General features: G+C 61.2%; 17 protein-coding genes. 2 read left to right on the top strand and 15 right to left on the bottom strand.

Annotated features, from left to right (window positions below):
• Positions 1-119: 119 nt before the first annotated feature.
• Together ACIP1X_RS06145 and ACIP1X_RS06140 are read right to left on the bottom strand one after the other, a co-directional pair.
• Entirely contained in the window at positions 120-425 is a 306-nt protein-coding gene (locus ACIP1X_RS06145) for a ribbon-helix-helix domain-containing protein (protein ID WP_159815793.1), read from the bottom strand.
• Between the two features lie 13 nt (positions 426-438).
• The gene (locus tag ACIP1X_RS06140; RefSeq protein ID WP_159815792.1) at positions 439-1,020 is read right to left on the bottom strand and encodes a DJ-1/PfpI family protein; all 582 of its coding nucleotides are present in this window, start codon (positions 1,018-1,020) and stop codon (positions 439-441) included.
• 200 nt (positions 1,021-1,220) lie between these two features.
• Here ACIP1X_RS06140 and ACIP1X_RS06135 point away from each other — a divergent pair, with 200 nt between their 5' ends.
• Positions 1,221-2,111: a DMT family transporter gene (locus ACIP1X_RS06135; RefSeq protein WP_400750334.1), complete on the top strand. Its 891-nt coding sequence runs from the start codon at positions 1,221-1,223 to the stop codon at positions 2,109-2,111.
• A gap of 73 nt (positions 2,112-2,184) precedes the next feature.
• Here the strand turns inward: ACIP1X_RS06135 and ACIP1X_RS06130 are convergent, their stop codons facing one another.
• The 4 genes from ACIP1X_RS06130 to ACIP1X_RS06115 form a co-directional block, all read right to left on the bottom strand.
• Complete coding sequence (locus ACIP1X_RS06130) at positions 2,185-3,402, bottom strand: class I SAM-dependent methyltransferase (protein WP_400750332.1); 1,218 nt, start codon at positions 3,400-3,402, stop codon at positions 2,185-2,187.
• A 168-nt stretch (positions 3,403-3,570) separates the two neighbouring features.
• Positions 3,571-4,188, bottom strand: a complete 618-nt coding sequence (locus tag ACIP1X_RS06125) for a TPM domain-containing protein (RefSeq protein ID WP_159815848.1) — start codon at positions 4,186-4,188, stop codon at positions 3,571-3,573.
• Positions 4,189-4,221: 33 nt separating this feature from the next.
• Positions 4,222-4,977: a YgcG family protein gene (locus ACIP1X_RS06120; protein WP_053117926.1), complete on the bottom strand. Its 756-nt coding sequence runs from the start codon at positions 4,975-4,977 to the stop codon at positions 4,222-4,224.
• A 115-nt stretch (positions 4,978-5,092) separates the two neighbouring features.
• Positions 5,093-5,701: a LemA family protein gene (locus tag ACIP1X_RS06115; RefSeq protein WP_159815360.1), complete on the bottom strand. Its 609-nt coding sequence runs from the start codon at positions 5,699-5,701 to the stop codon at positions 5,093-5,095.
• Between the two features lie 262 nt (positions 5,702-5,963).
• Between ACIP1X_RS06115 and bglX the strand changes: the two genes are divergently transcribed.
• Complete coding sequence (bglX, locus tag ACIP1X_RS06110; protein WP_400750329.1) at positions 5,964-8,255, top strand: beta-glucosidase BglX; 2,292 nt, start codon at positions 5,964-5,966, stop codon at positions 8,253-8,255.
• A gap of 264 nt (positions 8,256-8,519) precedes the next feature.
• On the opposite strand, the gene ACIP1X_RS06105 is transcribed toward bglX, so the two are convergent.
• The 9 genes from ACIP1X_RS06105 to ACIP1X_RS06065 all read right to left on the bottom strand — a co-directional run bounded on the left by ACIP1X_RS06105 (position 8,520) and on the right by ACIP1X_RS06065 (position 18,084).
• Positions 8,520-9,677 (bottom strand): phosphatidylserine/phosphatidylglycerophosphate/cardiolipin synthase family protein, encoded by a 1,158-nt coding sequence (locus ACIP1X_RS06105; protein ID WP_400750326.1) that lies wholly within the window; start codon positions 9,675-9,677, stop codon positions 8,520-8,522.
• 1 nt (position 9,678) lies between these two features.
• The gene (locus tag ACIP1X_RS06100; RefSeq protein ID WP_400750323.1) at positions 9,679-10,269 is read right to left on the bottom strand and encodes a YceI family protein; all 591 of its coding nucleotides are present in this window, start codon (positions 10,267-10,269) and stop codon (positions 9,679-9,681) included.
• A 259-nt stretch (positions 10,270-10,528) separates the two neighbouring features.
• Positions 10,529-11,299: an IclR family transcriptional regulator gene (locus ACIP1X_RS06095; protein ID WP_400750320.1), complete on the bottom strand. Its 771-nt coding sequence runs from the start codon at positions 11,297-11,299 to the stop codon at positions 10,529-10,531.
• A 59-nt stretch (positions 11,300-11,358) separates the two neighbouring features.
• Positions 11,359-12,816 carry an amidase gene (locus ACIP1X_RS06090; RefSeq protein WP_400750317.1) on the bottom strand — a complete coding sequence of 486 codons (1,458 nt, stop codon included), beginning with the start codon at positions 12,814-12,816 and terminating at the stop codon, positions 11,359-11,361.
• Entirely contained in the window at positions 12,813-14,123 is a 1,311-nt protein-coding gene (locus tag ACIP1X_RS06085) for a citrate-proton symporter (RefSeq protein WP_053117911.1), read from the bottom strand. The genes ACIP1X_RS06090 and ACIP1X_RS06085 overlap by 4 nt, the downstream gene beginning before the upstream one ends.
• A 78-nt stretch (positions 14,124-14,201) precedes the next feature.
• Positions 14,202-15,377, bottom strand: a complete 1,176-nt coding sequence (locus tag ACIP1X_RS06080; RefSeq protein WP_400750314.1) for a M20 aminoacylase family protein — start codon at positions 15,375-15,377, stop codon at positions 14,202-14,204.
• 293 nt (positions 15,378-15,670) lie between these two features.
• Positions 15,671-15,967, bottom strand: coding sequence for an amidase (locus ACIP1X_RS06075; protein ID WP_159815367.1), 297 nt, complete (start codon positions 15,965-15,967; stop codon positions 15,671-15,673).
• Positions 15,964-17,037, bottom strand: coding sequence for a serine hydrolase domain-containing protein (locus ACIP1X_RS06070; protein WP_400750311.1), 1,074 nt, complete (start codon positions 17,035-17,037; stop codon positions 15,964-15,966). Before ACIP1X_RS06070 ends, ACIP1X_RS06075 begins: the two co-directional genes overlap by 4 nt.
• 168 nt (positions 17,038-17,205) lie before the next feature.
• Complete coding sequence (locus tag ACIP1X_RS06065; protein ID WP_400750308.1) at positions 17,206-18,084, bottom strand: acyl-CoA dehydrogenase; 879 nt, start codon at positions 18,082-18,084, stop codon at positions 17,206-17,208.
• Positions 18,085-18,250 lie beyond the last annotated feature (166 nt).

The raw sequence follows: 18,250 nt of genomic DNA, 5'->3' as shown, positions 1-18,250 counted from the left end.
GATTTGTAGCGCCTGTACCGGCCTCTTCGCGAGCAAGCCCGCTCCCACAGGGGATTTGTGAACGCCACAGATCCAATGTGGGAGCGGGCTTGCTCGCGAATGAGTCAACGCGGTCCAGGCTATTTCACCCCAGCCCGCACCACCGATAACTCCGGAACCGCCCCCCGCCGCTGACTCAAATACCGCGTACAACTCACCCGCAAGAACGACGCAAAATTCACCACCTCCCCGCGATAATCCATCACCTCTTCATACAGCTTGGCGATCAATTGGTTGGTGGTCATGCCGTCGACCTCGGCGATCTCGCTGAGGATGTCCCAGAACTGATTCTCCAGACGCAACGTCGTCACCACGCCGCAGATGCGCAGCGAGCGCGAGCGTGATTCGTAGAGAATCGGGTCGGCCTTGACGTAGAGCTCGCACATCGGCGAATCCTCGTTACAGGGTGATTTTAGTGCCGAGCAAGCCGAGGAAACCGGCCAGCCAGTTCGGGTGCGCCGGCCATGCCGGGGCTGTGGCCAGATTGCCTTGAACGTGGCCATCCGTCACGGCGATGTCGATGTACGTACCGCCCGCCAGTCGCACTTCCGGGGCGCAGGCCGGATAGGCGCTGCACTCGCGACCTTCGAGCACGCCGGCCGCTGCCAGCAACTGAGCACCGTGGCAGACCGCCGCGATCGGTTTGCCGGCCTTGTCGAAGGCGCGCACCAGGTCGAGGACTTTTTCGTTGAGACGCAGGTATTCCGGGGCCCGACCGCCGGGGATCAGCAGCGCGTCGTAATCGCCTTCGCTGACCTTGGCGAAGTCGAAGTTGAGGGCGAACAGGTGACCGGGTTTTTCGCTGTAAGTCTGGTCGCCTTCGAAGTCATGGATCGCAGTGCGCACGGTACCGCCGGACGGCTTGTCCGGGCACACGGCGTGGACGGTGTGCCCGACCATCTGCAGTGCCTGAAACGGCACCATCACTTCGTAGTCTTCGACGTAATCGCCAACCAGCATCAGAATCTTTTTCGCGGCCATGGGGAGGACTCCTCTGGGAAATGCTTGGGAGTGTTCAAGGTAGACCTATTCGACAGTGACGGGTAACAACGGGCTCCTACGTTGCGGGGATTACCCGCAACTGTACGGATAAGTAAGTGCCTAGCTGTAACAGCCACACCCCCCCGGTTTATGGCTAGATGAGGACACCTTCCAATTCTCTACGATTCTGGTCTCCCCTCATGTCCTCGCGCGAAAACACCGGCATGGCCCTCGGCCTGCTCGGCGTGGTGATTTTCAGCCTCACCCTGCCCTTCACCCGCATCGTGGTGCAGGAACTGCATCCGCTGCTCAACGGCTTGGGTCGCGCGTTGTTCGCGGCGATTCCGGCGGCGATGCTGTTGTTGTGGCGCCGCGAAAAGTGGCCAACGTGGCAGCAAGTCAAAGGCCTGAGCCTGGTGATCGCCGGAGTGATCCTCGGTTTCCCGGTGTTGTCGGCGTGGGCCATGCAAACGCTGCCGGCGTCGCACGGGGCATTGGTCAACGGTTTGCAGCCGCTGTGCGTGGCGCTGTATGCCGCGTGGTTGTCTCATGAGCGTCCGTCAAAAGCCTTCTGGGCCTGCGCCGCGTTGGGCAGTGCGTTGGTGCTCGGTTATGCGTTGTACACCGGGGCTGGGAGTATTCAGGCGGGGGATTTGCTGATGCTCGGCGCGATTGCCGTGGGTGGTCTGGGTTATGCCGAGGGCGGCCGGTTGGCCAAGGAGATGGGCGGCTGGCAGGTGATCTGCTGGGCGCTGGTGCTGTCGACACCGTTGTTGATCGGGCCGGTGCTGTATCTGGCGCTGCAACATCACGGCGCGGTGTCGGCCAAGGCTTGGTGGGCGTTTGGCTATGTCGCGCTGTTTTCGCAGTTTCTTGGATTTTTTGCCTGGTACGCGGGGCTGGCGATGGGCGGGATCGCTCGGGTCAGTCAGATCCAGTTGTTGCAGATCTTCTTCACCATCGCGTTTTCGGCGTTGTTCTTTGGCGAACACGTCGAGCCGATTACCTGGGTGTTTGCGTGTGGTGTCATCGCAACGGTCATGCTCGGCCGCAAAACCACGGTGCAACCAGCCCGCATTGCCACCACATGACTTGTAGGAGCAAGGCTTGCCCGCGATGGCGACAGCACGATCGCCTTCGCGGGCAAGCCTTGCTCCTACAAAATCAGGCCAGGTAACCGTCGGCGCGCAGCAGGGTTTCCAGGCAGTGTTCGCTGATGTGGTAGAACGCTTTCAACTCTTCGATCTTCACCAACAGCTGAGCCGGATCGACCGGCTCGGCGCGTTTCACCGCGAGAATCATCTTGTTCTTGTTGGTGTGATCGAGCGAGATGAACTCGAACACCTTGGTCTCGTAACCGCATACATCCAGGAACAGCGCCCGCAAACTGTCGGTAACCATTTCCGCCTGCTGACCGAGGTGCAAACCGTATTGCAGCATCGGCTTGAGCAGCGCCGGGCTCTGGATTTGCAGGCGGATCTGTTTGTGGCAGCACGGCGAGCACATGATGATCGACGCCCCCGAACGAATGCCGGTGTGGATCGCGTAGTCAGTGGCGATGTCGCAGGCATGCAAAGCGATCATCACGTCCAGTTCGCTCGGCGCCACGCTGCGCACGTCACCGCACTTGAACACCAGCCCCGGATGATCAAGCTTCGCCGCTGCTGCGTTGCACAGGTTGACCATTTCTTCGCGCAACTCGACGCCGGTGACTTCGCCCTCGGCCTTCAAGGTGTTGCGCAGGTAATCGTGAATCGCAAAGGTCAGATAGCCCTTGCCCGAGCCGAAATCCGCGACGCGCACCGGTTTGTCCAACGCCAGCGGCGAGGTGGTCAGCGCATGGCTGAATACTTCGATGAATTTGTTGATCTGCTTCCACTTGCGCGACATCGCCGGGATCAGCTCTTGCTGCGCGTTGGTCACGCCCAAGTCCTTGAGGAACGGTCGGCTCAGCTCAAGGAAGCGGTTTTTCTCGCGGTTGTGCTCGGCGGACGGTGCTTCGCGCAATTGCTGAGGTTTGCTCTTGAACAGCGAACTCTTGCCCTTTTTGCTGTATTCGAGCTGGGCTTCGTCAGTCACGGCGAGTAAATGCGCATTTTTGAACGAGGCCGGCAGCAGTGTAGCAATCGTCGCCACGCCTTCGCTCAGCGGCAGGTTTTTGGTGATGTCGCGGGTCTTGTAGCGATAGACGAAGGACAGGTTCGGCTGCGCTTTGACGGTGACCGCTTTGATGATGACCCGCTGCAGCTCCGCCTCTTCACCGACGTACTTGGCCAGCACCAGTTTGATGAAGCCGTTCTGCTCGAGGCTGGATTGCAGCAGCTCGATGAACTGGGCGTGGTGATCGGGCGCAGGTTTGGTGGACGGGACGGTAACGGACATGAAAAAGCGGCCTCGGACGGGCGAAATCGGGAATGGCGGGTATTTTAGGGGGGATGGGGGTCGGGGACACGCTCTTATTTACCGAACGGCACAAATCAAAAGATCGCAGCCTTCGGCAGCTCCTACAGAGGCCAATGTAGGAGCTGCCGAAGGCTGCGATCTTTTGATCTAGGCCAACACCACCAACCGATTCGGCAATTCATTCCTCACCTGCGTCACCGGCACATGCACTTTGAGCAATTCCCCACACGCCTCAATACACGTCACAAACCCTTCCAGCGTGCGCCCCTGCCGCACCTGCTCGGTAAACGCCGCGACAATCACATCCCAGCTCTTGTTATCCAGCCGCTTGGAAATCCCCTCATCCACCAGAATCTCCACATAGCGCTCCGCCTCGCAGACAAAAATCAGCATCCCGGTGCTGCCCACGGTGTGATGCAGGTTCTGTTCGAGAAACTGCCGTCGCGCCAGGTTCGACGCCCGCCAGTGGCGCACGCGACGCGGGATCAAATGCGTGGTGATTTTCGGCAAACGAAACAGCAGGCACAGCACGATAAACGCGCCCCACTGCACCAGCAGCAGACTGTGCATGGTCAGCCAGCCGGTCAGGTAGTGCACGACGCCCGGCACCACCAGCGCCAGCAAACTCGCCCACAGCAGCGGGATGTACGCGTAGTCGTCGGCGCGGGCGGCCAGCACTGTCACCAGTTCGGCGTCGGTGTCGCGCTCGACCCGGGCGATCGCTTCGGCGACTTTGCGTTGTTCGTGTTCGGTCAGTAATGCCATGTTGAAAAGTGCCTGCTCATTATTCTTTTAATGTCACCAGCCGCCGGACGATCCACCGCCGCCGAAACTGCCCCCGCCGCCGCTGAAGCCCCCGCCTCCACCGCCGCCGCCACCAAAACCTCCACCGCCAAAGCCGCCGCCTCCGCCACCACCGCCCCGGCCGGCGGGCAGGATACCGAGCATCTGGAAGACAAACACGGTCAGGATGAACAACATCACCAAAAATACGAACAAACCGGGATGCCGCGAGATGAAATCATCGGACGGATCACCGCTCGATTCATACACCGTCGACGGCTCGTCCAGCGGATTGCCGCCGAGCACCACCAGCATCGCCGCGACGCCGTCGCTGATGCCTTTGCTGAAATTTCCGGTCTTGAACGCGGGCGTGATGACTTGATGGATGATCACTGACGACTGCGCATCGGTCAGCCGATCCTCCAGACCATAACCGACTTCGATGCGCAGTTTGCGCTCGTCACGGGCGACGATCAGCAGCGCGCCGTTGTTTTTGTCCTTCTGGCCGATGCCCCAGTGCCGGCCGAGCTGAACGCCGAAATCCTCGATGGTGGTGCCCTGTAGATCCGGCACGGTGACGACGACCAATTGCTCGCCGGTCGCCTGCTCGTGGGCCTGCAACTGCTGGCCCAGCTGCGCGCGCACCGACGGCTCGATCATCTGCGCTTCGTCCACCACCCGGCCGCTCAGCGCCGGGAACGTCAACTCGGCCCGGGCGCTGAGGGCGAATACCCACAACAGCAACACCAGCCCCATCTTCAACACACGCATGCATACCCCCCACCGATCCCCTGTAGGAGCTGCCGAAGGCTGCGATCTTTTGATCTTGATTCTACAAACCAACGTCAAAAGATCGCAGCCTGCGGCAGCTCCTACACAGGCTTTCTCAGAATTTCACTTCCGGGGCCTTTTCCGCACCGGGCGTGGTGGCTTCGAAGGTTTCGCGGATCGGCAGGTCGCTGTACATCACGCTGTGCCAGAGGCGACCGGGGAAGGTGCGGATTTCGGTGTTGTACTTCTGCACCGCCAGAATGAAATCGCGGCGCGCCACGGCGATGCGGTTTTCGGTGCCCTCAAGTTGCGATTGCAGGGCGAGGAAGTTCTGGTTGGCCTTCAGATCCGGGTAGCGCTCGGAGACCACCATCAACCGGCTCAACGCACCGGTCAGTTGATCCTGCGCTTGCTGGAACTGCTTGAGCTTCTCGGGATTGTCGAGCGTGCTGGCGTCGACCTGAATCGACGTGGCTTTCGCCCGCGCTTCGATCACGGCGGTCAGGGTTTCCTCTTCATGCTTGGCGTAACCCTTCACCGTTTCCACCAGATTGGGGATCAGGTCGGCACGCCGCTGGTACTGGTTCTGCACTTGCCCCCACGCGGCTTTGGCCTGTTCGTCGAGGGTCGGGATATTGTTGATGCCGCACGCGGTCAACAGCGTGGCCAGCATCAGCAGGGTGACGACCTGCAAACGCGAGCGATTGGTTGGGCTTACATTCATCGCAGTGATGCTCCTTGGCACATTTCATTATAAAAACCGAGCGCGAAACACTCTGCGCCGGCTCTTGGGGCATAATCGGCCGCGCCGCTGGATTACGACGCGCCAATGGGCTAAAAAGTGCCCTGCGCGATCACGCTGCCGCAGTGTCGGCTGTCGTTTTTGGCTCTGCTTTTTTGAGCCTGCACCCGAACAACAATAGTCGCTCCCTAAATTTTGGCTGGCCGGCGTTGCATCGCCGTTTGTGCCCTTGAGAAAAACATTCATGAAGAAGCTGTGTTTGCTGGGTCTGTTCGTCAGCCTGGCCAGTCATCAAGTATTGGCCGCCACGACCCCGGTACCCCTGGAAAACAAGGACGCGTTCATCAGCAACCTGATGAACCAAATGACCCTCGACGAGAAGATCGGCCAGTTGCGCCTGATCAGCATCGGCCCGGAAATGCCTCGTGAGTTGATCCGCAAAGAGATCGCCGCCGGCAACATCGGCGGTACGTTCAACTCGATCACCCGCCCGGAAAACCGCCCGATGCAAGACGCGGCGATGCGCAGCCGTCTGAAGATCCCGATGTTTTTCGCCTACGACGTGATCCACGGTCACCGCACGATTTTCCCGATTCCGCTGGCCCTCGCCTCGAGCTGGGACATGGACGCGATCGGCAAATCCGGCCGCGTCGCTGCCAAAGAAGCCGCCGCCGACAGCCTCGACATCACCTTCGCGCCGATGGTCGACATCTCCCGCGACCCGCGCTGGGGCCGCAGCTCCGAAGGTTTCGGTGAAGACACCTACCTGACCTCGCGCATTGCCGGCGTGATGGTGCGTGCCTATCAGGGCGCCACCCCGAGCGCGGCCGACAGCATCATGGCCAGCGTCAAACACTTCGCCCTGTATGGCGCGGTTGAAGGCGGTCGCGACTACAACACCGTCGACATGAGCCCGGTGAAGATGTACCAGGATTACCTGCCGCCGTACCGTGCCGCGATCGATGCCGGCGCCGGTGGCGTGATGGTTGCGCTGAACTCGATCAACGGCATTCCGGCCACCGCCAACACCTGGCTGATGAACGATCTGCTGCGTCGCGACTGGGGCTTCAAAGGCCTGGCGGTCAGCGACCATGGCGCGATTTTCGAACTGATCAAACACGGCGTCGCCCGCGACGGTCGTGAAGCGGCGAAGCTGGCGATCAAGGCCGGCATCGACATGAGCATGAACGACACCCTCTACGGCAAAGAGCTGCCGGGGCTGCTCAAGTCCGGCGAGATCGAACAGAAAGACATCGACAACGCCGTGCGCGAAGTCCTCGCGGCCAAGTACGACATGGGCCTGTTCAAGGATCCGTACCTGCGCATCGGCAAGGCTGAAGACGATCCGGCCGACACCTACGCCGAAAGCCGTCTGCACCGCGCCGAGGCCCGCGACGTCGCGCGTCGCAGCCTGGTGCTGCTGAAGAACCAGAACGAAACCCTGCCACTGAAGAAAGACGCGAAAGTCGCGCTGGTCGGCCCGTTGGCCAAAGCGCCGATCGACATGATGGGCAGTTGGGCAGCGGCGGGTAAACCGACGCAATCGGTCACCCTGTTCGACGGCATGAGCTCGCTGATCGGCAACAAGGCGAACCTGATCTACGCCCGTGGCGCCAACATCACCAGCGACAAGAAGGTGCTGGATTACCTGAACTTCCTCAACTTCGATGCACCGGAAGTGGTCGATGATCCGCGCCCGGCCAACGTGTTGATCGACGAAGCGGTCAAAGCGGCCAAGGACGCTGACGTGATCGTTGCCGCTGTCGGCGAGTCCCGTGGCATGTCCCACGAATCGTCCAGCCGCACCGACCTGAACATCCCGGAAAACCAGCGCGAGCTGATCCGCGCGCTGAAAGCCACCGGCAAACCGCTGGTGCTGGTGTTGATGAACGGCCGCCCGCTGACCATTCTCGAAGAGAACCAATCGGCTGACGCGATTCTGGAAACCTGGTTCAGCGGCACCGAGGGCGGCAACGCCATCGCCGACGTGCTGTTCGGCGACTACAACCCGTCGGGCAAGCTACCGGTGACCTTCCCGCGTTCCGTGGGCCAGATCCCGACGTACTACAACCATCTGAGCATTGGCCGGCCGTTCACGCCGGGCAAACCGGGCAACTACACCTCGCAGTATTTCGATGACACCACCGGGCCGCTGTTCCCGTTCGGTTATGGCCTGAGCTACACCCATTTCGCCCTGAGCGACATGGCGCTGTCGTCGACCACGCTGAACGCCACCGGCAAGCTCGACGCCAGTGTCATGCTGAAAAATACCGGCAAGCGTGACGGCGAAACCGTGGTGCAGTTGTACATTCAGGACGTTACCGGCTCGATGATCCGTCCGGTCAAAGAACTGAAGAACTTCCAGAAAATCATGCTCAAGGCCGGCGAACAGAAAGTCGTGCACTTCACCATCACCGAGGATGACCTGAAGTTCTACAACGCCCAGCTCAAATACGCGGCCGAGCCTGGCAAGTTCAACGTACAGATCGGCCTGGATTCGCAGGACGTGACGCAGCAGAGCTTTGAACTGCTGTAACCGGTTTTTGCCCCGATGATCGTTCCCACGCTCCGCGTGGGAATGCCTCAAGGGACGCTCCGCGTCCAGTGACGCGGAGCGTCACGGGCTGCATTCCCACGCAGAGCGTGGGAACGATCAAACACAGCGGCAACACTGCAAAACCCTGTGGGAGGGGGCTTGCTCCCGAAGACGGAGTGTCATTCAGCATATGAGTGCCTGACACACCGCTTTCGGGAGCAAGCCCCCTCCCACATTGGATTTAGGGTGTATTCAAAATCGGTTTTATCCGCGGCGATCGAGGATGTTGACCACCACCCGATCCACCCACCCCCAGACCCGCTGCTTCACCCGCCGCCACAACGGCCGACGCTGCCACTCTTCCAGACTCACCAGCTGACTCAGCCCGAAGTCCTTCACAAAACTCGCCTCTACCGCTGCCGTCAACGACGGATCCAGCGCCTCCAGATTCGCCTCCAGATTGAAGCGCAGGTTCCAATGGTCGAAGTTGCACGAACCAATGCTCACCCAATCGTCCACCAGCACCATTTTCAAATGCAAAAAGCACGGCTGATATTCAAAGATCTGCACCCCGGCCTTGAGCAGGCGCGGGTAGTAACGATGCCCGGCGTAACGCACTGACGGGTGATCGGTGCGCGGCCCGGTCAGCAGCAAACGCACGTCGACACCACGCGCGGCAGCCTTGCGCAAGGAGCGGCGGATTTTCCACGTTGGCAGGAAGTACGGCGTGGCCATCCACACGCGTTTTTGCCCACTGTTCAGGGCACGGAATAGCGACTGCAGAATGTCGCGATGCTGACGGGCATCGGCATACGCCACGCGGCCCATGCCCTCGCCCTTGTCCGGCACGCGCGGCAACCGTGGCAGACCGAAATGCGCAGCCGGGCGCCAGGCGCGGCGGTAGCGGTTGGCAATCCATTGACGATCAAACAGCAATTGCCAGTCGATCACCAACGGGCCGCTGATCTCGACCATCACTTCATGCCATTCACTGGTGTCGTGGCCCGGCGTCCAGAACTCATCGGTGACACCGGTGCCGCCGACCACCGCCAGACGCTGATCGACCAGCAACAATTTGCGGTGATCGCGATAGAAGTTGCCGACCCAGCGCCGCCAGTTCAGCCGATTGTAAAAGCGCAGTTCAACCCCGGCGTGGGTCAGGCGCTGACGCAGATTAAGGGTGAAGGCGAGGCTGCCGTAATCATCGAACAGACAGCGCACGCGCACCCCACGCTCGGCGGCCAGCACAAGTGCCTGCACGATGGTTTCGGCACAGGCACCGGCCTCGACCAGGTACAGCTCAAGTTCGATCTGCTCTTGAGCGCCAGCAATCTGCTCGAGCATGCGCGGAAAGAATTGCGGGCCGTCGATCAACAGCTCGAAACGGTTGCCGTCACGCCATGGGAACACCGCGCCGCGCATGTCAGCGCGCCGTGAAAATCAGCACCGCACCCACCGGTACCGACAGACTGATGGCCGACAGGTCGGCGAGTTTGCGCAGGCTTTCCAGGCCCGGCGCCAAGTCAAAATCTTCGGCGTTGATCACCAGCGGCTCGAGGGTGACCACTTGAAAGCGTCGATCATCGAGCCGCGTCGCCAGCAATTCGGCGGGGTATTCGTGTTGTTTGCCATGCAGGTTGACGGTCAGCGGCAGGCGCAACTCCAGCTGCGCGCCGGGGGCCAGATCGTTGATCGGGCGCAGGTCGATCTGGGTGGTGATGGTCGCTTCGGGGAATTGCTCGATCTGGAACAGCTCCTTGCGCATGCGCTCATCGCGCAGCGGGATGCCGCTGTTGATCGAGTCCAGCTCGACTTCGACTTCGGCGCGACCGTCGGGATCGACCTTGCCGTGCAGCACCAGAAAGCGCTGCACTTCGGAAATGTGGGCATTTTTCGTGCTGACGAACGACAGCCGCGACGACTCGCCGTCCAGATACCAATTGGCCTGCGCCGGCAACGCGACAGCGGCGAGCAGCAGGCTGGACAGGGATGCAATGAGAGAGCGGTTGAACATTGAGGACTCGTGGGGCCGATAAACCTGCACGAACCTTAACTGGCCATGGGGTTATTGCAAACATCAAGATCAAAAGATCGCAGCCTGCGGCAGCTCCTGCCTAAAGCGCAGATCCCCTGTGGGAGCGGGCTTGCTCGCGAAAGCGGTGTGCCAGACTGCGCATGTATTGACTGACACGACGCCTTCGCGAGCAAGCCCGCTCCCACATTTGAAATGCATTCCCCTGTAGGAGCTGCCGCAGGCTGCGATCTTTTGGCTGTCAGGCCAATACCTGCTGCACATCGCCAATCGTCGCCGCCAGACTGTTCAAATGCAGACTCAACACCCGCTCCACCGGCGCCTGATCCATCGGCCAGTGCAGCGCCATGCTGCCCACCAATTTGCCTTCAGCACGAATCGGCAACGCCACCGCACGAATCAGAAATGGCAGGCGCACCGGGTATTCCCAATAACCCTCCGTGCGCTGACCAAAACCCTGATGCAACGCCTGCTCTGTCGCACTGACCAAGCTTTCCGCGCTCAACTGCTCACGTTGGGCCAGCCGTTCGACCTCATCACTGTCCAACTCACCAAGGCACGCCCGGCCCATCGCCGAGTGAAACAAACTCGCGTGATGCCCGACGATCTGGCAGTTGTTCGGATAACGCTTGCGCAACACCTGCGGAATCGCGCTCTCCATCACCTCAACCCGCTCGCCATCGAAGCACGACAGATCCGCCACCAGCCCGGTGCGCTCGCACAACTCCACCAGCATCGGCGCCGCGCTCTCCACCAGATGCCGTTTGAAACGTTGCTGACGATCACCAAACAGACGCTTGGCGCACAGGCGATAACGCCGGTCGCTGAGGCCGCGATAGATCCAGCCCTGCTCCTGCAACGTCGCGAGCATCCGTGACACCGTGGCCTTCGGCAGACTCGTGAGGTAGTGCAATTCCTCCAGCCCCAGCGCCTGATGCTCGCCGAGCAATTCGACGATCGCCAGCGCGCGTTCGACCGAACGCACGCTGCCGGTATCTGTTTTGCTGCCCATGTGTTCGATCTCCCTGCGCACAGATGGATGAACACTTTTTGCAGCAAAATGCGGGCCGCTCAAGCCGATTGCAGGCATGGCGGTGGTCGTCGTTCGACCCAACGGGTCAGCTGTTCATGGGCATACGCCAGTTGCAGAACTGCGCGATCCGCCTGCGCCGGGCCGATGATTTGCAGGCCCATCGGCAGCCCCGCCGGGTTGAACCCGACCGGCACGCTGATGCTCGGCAACCCGGCCAACGTCGGGCCGATAACCACCTCCATCCAGCGGTGATAGGTGTCCATGGTCTGCCCACCGACGACGCGCGGCCATGGCTGTTGTGCATCAAAAGGGAACACTTGTGCGGTAGGCAACAGCAGGAAATCGTAACGTTCGAACAATTCACTCAGCGCGCGATACCACTCACTGCGGTCGACCGAGGCCTTGTAAACATCGGCAGCGCTCAGACGCAGACCGCCCTCGACTTCCCACTGTGCTTCCGGTTTGAGCAACTCGCGTTTGTGCGGATCGGCGTATGCGGCACCCAGACTGCCCTGCACCAGAAAGTGCCGATGGGTCAGCCAGGTTTGCCACAAACGCTCCATGGAAAAGTCTGGCTGACAGGCTTCGACCTGACAGCCCAGAGCGGTGAAATCCGCCAGCGCCGATTCGCACAAACTGAGCACACCGTCGTCCATCGGCAGATAGCCGTTGTAGTCGCCAAGCCAGCCGATGCGCACGTCGCTGAAATCCCGTTGCAGGCCTTCGGCAAAGTTGCGCGGCTGATCTTTCAGCGACAGCGGCACGCGAGGATCGTAACCCGCCTGCGTCGACAGCAATCGTGCGATGTCGGTGACGCTGCGGCCCATCGGCCCTTCGGTGGCCAGTTGCTGGACGAACACTTCCGGCGTCGGCCCATATGGCACGCGGCCCTGGGACGGGCGAAAACCGAAGACGTTATTGAACGCCGCCGGGTTGCGCAGGGAGCCCATCATGTCGCTGCCATCGGCCACCGGCAGCAATCGCAGAGCCAGCGCCACTGCCGCCCCGCCGCTGCTGCCGCCGGCAATCCGGCTGGCATCGTAGGCATTGGTGGTGGTGCCGAACACGCTGTTGTAGGTCTGTGAACCGAGGCCGAATTCCGGCACGTTGCTCTTGCCGATGATGATCGCGCCGCACTCGCGCACCCGCGCCACGCTGATCGCATCGTGCTGCGGGACCTGCTCGGCGAACAACGGCGAACCCATGGTCGTGCGCAGTCCAGCGGTGGCGGCCAGATCCTTGATCGCCTGCGGCATGCCATGCATCCAGCCTCGGGATTCGCCGCGATCGAGTTGCCGATCGCATTCATCGGCCTCGCGCAAAACCTCCTCCGCCGGACGCAACGACACCAGCGCGTTGACCTGCGGATTGAAACGCTCGATGTGTTGCAGATACGCCTGCATCACTTCACGGCACGAGACTTTGCGGGCATGGATCGCGCGGGACAACGCATCGGCGTCCAGCGCGACAATCGGATCGATGGCTAACGGACTCAAGATTTCACTCCAAGGTTGAGCGCGCTGGGGGCTTTGGCGCGGGGCGCCTCTTGCATGCAATAAATCCCGAGCAAGGTCAGCAGGCAAGCGAACAACACATAAAACGAAGGCGCCACCGGGGTTTCCAGCACCTTGCTCAACCAGGTCACGATCAGCGGCGCGAAACCGCCGAACACCATCACCGAAATGTTGTAGGCAATCGACACGCCGGTGGAGCGCACTTCGATGGGAAATTGCTCGGCCAGCGCCGTCGGTGCCGGGCCGAAGAAGCCGCCAATCGCGCCGCACAACAGCAGCTGCATTACCAGCAAACGTTCGATCGAAGGCGCCGCCGCGACCCACACGTACAGCGGATAAATCATCACGAAAAACGCCAGGGTGAACGCCATCAACACCGGTCGCCGGCCGACCCGATCCGACAGTGCGCCGGAGAACGGAATCACCACGGTCATCAGCGCCACCGCGAGCATCTGCACCAGCAACACCTGATCCAGCGGCAAGCCGAGGTTGGTGTGGGCGAAGGTCGGCATGTTCACCAGCACCACGTAAAACGCCACCGTCGCACCGCTGGCCAGGCCCATCGAGACCAGCAGGCTGCGGCGATGTTCGCGAACTACTTGCCAGAGGCCCGGCGCTGCGCCTTTGGCTTTTTTGCGCGCTTCGAGAAACTCTTCCGGCTCTTCCATGTGCTTGCGAATCCACAAGCCGACCGGGCCGATCAACAGGCCGAGCACGAACGGAATACGCCAGCCCCAACTGTCCAGCGTCTCAGGGGTAAACAGGTGCGTGACCAACGCCACCATCGCCGCGCCGGCAAACACTGCCAGGCATTGCCCGACCAGTTGCCACGAACCGTACAAACCTTTGCGATGAGCCGGCGCGCTTTCCACCAGAAACGCCGTGGCGCTAGCGTATTCGCCGCCAGTGGCGAAGCCCTGGAGCATCCGCGCGACCACAATCAGCAACGGCGCGCCCATGCCGATGGCGGCGTAACTTGGCGCGAAAGCGATCATTGCAATGGACACGGTCATCAGACGAATGATCATCTGCATCGCCGCTTTGCGCCCTTTGCGGTCGGAATACATGCCGAGCAGGATGCCGCCCACCGGGCGCATGAAGAAGCCGACGCCGAAGGTCGCCAGCGCCATCAGCAGCGAGGCGTAGCTGTCTTCGGAGGGGAAGAATTGCCGGGCGATGATGCTCGCCAGAAAGCCGTAAACAATGAAGTCATACCATTCCAGCGCGTTGCCGATCACGGCGGCGACCACTTGCCGGGTACGCGAAACACCTGTGCCTGAAGCCTGCATGGGAGATTCTCCAAAAGCTGTTGGGTGAGCCCGTGCGCGAGTACGCTCGGGATTCAGCGGCAGCAGAACGTGAAGAAATCAGGCCGGCTTGAGCCAGCTCTCGGTGAGCGCGCCCCAGTAGGCGGCGCCAGTCAGCAGGATGTCGTCGTTAAAGTCATAGGCGGGGTTGTGCACCATCGGCCGCGACACGCCGTTGCCGATAAACAGATAGGCGCCGGGGCAACGCTGGAGCATCCAGGCGAAATCTTCGCTGCCCATCAGTTTTGGCGTGTTGCCATCGACGGCGTCGGCGCCGACCAACTCGACGCCAATGCTGCGGGCGAACTCGGTTTCGGCGGCGTGGTTGACCAGCACCGGATAGGCGGGACGGTGTTCGATTGTCGAAGTACAGCCGAAACTCTGCGCCTGGGTTTCGATGATGTTGCGCACGCGATTGAGGGTTTGTTCGCGCACATCGGCATTCAGTGCGCGCAAGCTCAGACGCAGAATCGCCTGCTGCGGAATGACGTTGGCCGCCTCCCCCGCTTGCAGTGCACCGACGGTGACCACCGCCGCTTGCTGCGCATCGATGTTGCGCGCGACCACGGTTTGCAGCGCCATCACCACACTCGCCGCAGCGACCAGTGGATCGACGGTCAGGTGCGGCATCGAGCCGTGGCCGCCGACGCCTTCGATGACCACGTTGAGCAGATCCTGCGAAGCCATCATCGGCCCTTCGCGAAAGCCCAGATGCCCAGCGGGCAGGCCCGGCATGTTGTGCATGCCGAATAGCGCATCGCAGGGGAAACGTTCAAGCAGACCATCGGCGAGCATCGCTTCGGCGCCGCCCTGACCTTCTTCGGCGGGTTGGAAAATCAGCGTGAGGGTGCCGTCGAACTGACGTGTCGCCGCCAGATAACGCGCGGCGCCGAGCAGCATGGTCGTGTGGCCATCGTGACCGCAGGCGTGCATGCAGCCCTTGTGCTGGCTGCTGTAGGCGACGCCGGTATTTTCGATGATCGGCAAAGCGTCCATGTCGGCACGCAGACCGAGTTTGCGCGAGCTGCTGCCGTTGCGCAGCACACCGACAACGCCGGTTTTACCGATGCCGGTGTGGACTTCGTAGCCCCAGCTTTCGAGGGATTTGGCGACCAGCGCCGAGGTGCGGCTTTCTTCAAAGCCGAGTTCGGGGTGGGCGTGGATGTCCTGGCGGGTGGCGTGCAGGTCGCTGGCGACGTCGCTGAGCCAGGCCAGAATGTGCTGATGTCGGGTCATGACGGTTCTCCTCGCGCGGGTTTTCCCGGTCTTGTTGTTCGCAATGAATTCACGACACGTTGGAAGGCAGGTCGTGCTCACCGCCAGATAACCGCGAGACGCGCGCGAGGACAATCGAATGTGGTTCCGCAGAGTGGAACGCAATTCGGGAAACGACACAGATCCTTGTGGGAGCGGGCTTGCTCGCGAAAGCGGTGTATGAGGCGACAACTGTATTGACTGACACGACGCCTTCGCGAGCAAGCCCGCTCCCACAGGGGGGGTTGGTTTGCAGGGGGATTGTGTGTCTGTTTTCAGGGATTCAGGCGGCAGCCCTGGCGTTCGCTTTGCCACTGGGCGCTGTTGCTGCGCCCCATGCCGCTGACGGTGATGGTTTTGCGGGCTGGGTCATCGCTGAATTGGCTGGTCGGCAGCCATTGTTTTACGTAGCCACGGCAATACTCGGCATCGTTGTTCATCACGTACCGGCACGAACAATACTCCTTGGCGGTGTAGGCGCTGATGATGTCGGGGAAGGCCCACAAATTTTCCCGTTCGTAGACGATCCAGCCGAGCAACAAAACCAGCAGCAACAGCAAAAAGCGCTTCATGGCCGCACCGCCTGCAGCACGCGTTTGAGCAGCTCGTTATGCCGATAACTGCCATCGCGATCATCGCCATAACGGACGATCAGCAGTTTTTCGCTGGGAACCACATACAGCGCCTGCCCCCAATGGCCGAGAGCAGCGAAAGTGTCGGGCGGTGCATCGGGCCACGGAGACGCCGCGCCATCCGCCGCACGGTTGAGCCACCACTGCCCGCCGGGCACGGCTTCGTCTTGATGCGCCTTGTAACCGGCGAACGGTGTGAGGTTGAACGCGAGCCAGTCCTTGGGCAATAACTGCCGATCATTCCAGCGCCCATCACGCGCCATCAACAGACCCACTCGCGCTAGATCGCGCGCGGTGAGATAGGCGTAAGACGACGCGACAAACGTGCCCGTCGCATCGGTTTCCCACACGGCGTGGCGGATGCCCAAGGGTTCGAACAGCGCCGTCCATGGATAGTCCGCATAGCGCTGCGGGCCGACGATGTTTTTCAGTGCGGCGGCGAGCAGATTGCTGTCGCCACTGGAATAACGGAAAGCCTGACCCGGTGGCGCGTAGCTGTCGTGATCCGCTGTAAAAGCCGCCATGTCGCGGTGACCACGGGTGTAGAGCATCGCCACCACCGAGGATTTCAGCGGGGCGTATTCGTAATCTTCCTGCCAGTCGAGGCCTGAGGCCCAATGCAATAAGTCAGCGATTTTTATCTGCGGGTGTTTAGCCAGCGGCGGGTAAAACTTCGCTGCCGGATCCTCAAGTTTGAACAGGCCTTCGCCGTACGCCACACCGAGGACGGCGGCCATCAGGCTTTTGCTGATTGACCAGGTCAGGTGCGGGGTTTGCGCGTTGGTCGGGCCGGCGTAGCGTTCGTAGATGATCTGCCCGTCGCGGATGATCAGCAGCGCATCGGTGCGGATGCCTTTGCGGGTGGTGTCGTCGCGGGGTGGGAAGGCGTAGTTTTCCAGCGCTTCAGTATTGGTGATTGTCGCGCCAGTCGGCCATTGCTCACCGGGCCATGGTTCGGCCTGAACGGTGAAGCTGATCAGCAGCAGAAGCAGGGTCAGGCCTTTGAACATGGTGAGGGGCTCTGGGGATGAACCTGCTGAGATTAGTCGGGGTTTATGACAGGGGTGTGGTGATTTTTCGGCCGCCTTCGCGAGCAAGCCCGCTCCCACAGTTTGATTGCATTCCAGCTGAGGGAACTCGATCAACTGTGGGAGCGGGCTTGCTCGCGAAAGCGCCAGTCAGGCCACCGCCAAAGCCTTGGCTAATCGCTTAGCCCGAGCCCCCGCCGCCAACTGCATCACCCCTTGATCCCGCCGCCACATCTGCGCCCACTCCGAGCCACTCTCCCCCAGCGCCTGATCAACCTCAGGCTTGAGCGCATCAAACTGCGCAAACAACCCAGCCAACAACACATGCCCGGCCGGATTATTCGGCGGCTGCCGACTCGCCTCCGCACACCCGGCCAACAGCGCCAGCAAACGCAATTGCAGCGTCTGCGGCCAATCGCTGTCCTGCCCAACGCCATACAGCCACGCGGTCATCGCACTCAGCACATAAACATCTTCCAGCGTGCGAAACGGCTTCACGTAAGCATCCCAACCATCCCCGGCCAACAACTCACACAGCGCACCATCGAGCAACAGCCGACCATGACTGATGTCCGGCATCAACGGCAGCGCTGGCAGTTTTTCCACGCTCACGCCGGGCTCGCCGGGGTAGACCACGGCCAGACTCAGGCGCGGACTTTCGCCGGGCTCTTCACTGCGCGCCGCGATCAACAACCAATCCGCCGCATCACCGGCGGTGACGAAATCCTTGCGTCCGCTCAGACGCAAATCCGTCAGCCGCGTCTGCATGTCTGCCGGGCGCAGACTGCGCTGTTCGGTCGCACACAAAGCGCCAAGGCTCAGCGGTGCACTCGGCCACAACATGCGCAACGCCGCCTGATAACCGACCAGAAACGCCAGCCCCGGCGTCGCCATTCGCCGCCCACCGGCGACCGCCAATTCGAACGGCGTGACGTTGCCCAACTGCTGCAACAACGTCGCAAAACCCTCGGCAAGGTCAGCAACGGCGGGCAATCGTTCACGGCTGTGCAGCAGATCTGGCCAGGGCATAAGAGGCTCCTTGTGGGCTGTCATATAAGCATCACCGAACGTTCATGGCGATGACACCGGGGCTACATAGCCTGACTTTGCACAACACGGCTGCATAAAGAAAGTCGATCGGCTGCAACCCACGACGGGTTCAAGGCCCGTACGGAGATTCACATGACTCATATCG

The organism is Pseudomonas sp. NPDC088885 (assembly GCF_044750025.1).
Taxonomy (GTDB): Bacteria; Pseudomonadota; Gammaproteobacteria; order Pseudomonadales; family Pseudomonadaceae; genus Aquipseudomonas; species Aquipseudomonas rustica.
This window is presented reverse-complemented; position numbering and strand designations above follow the sequence as displayed.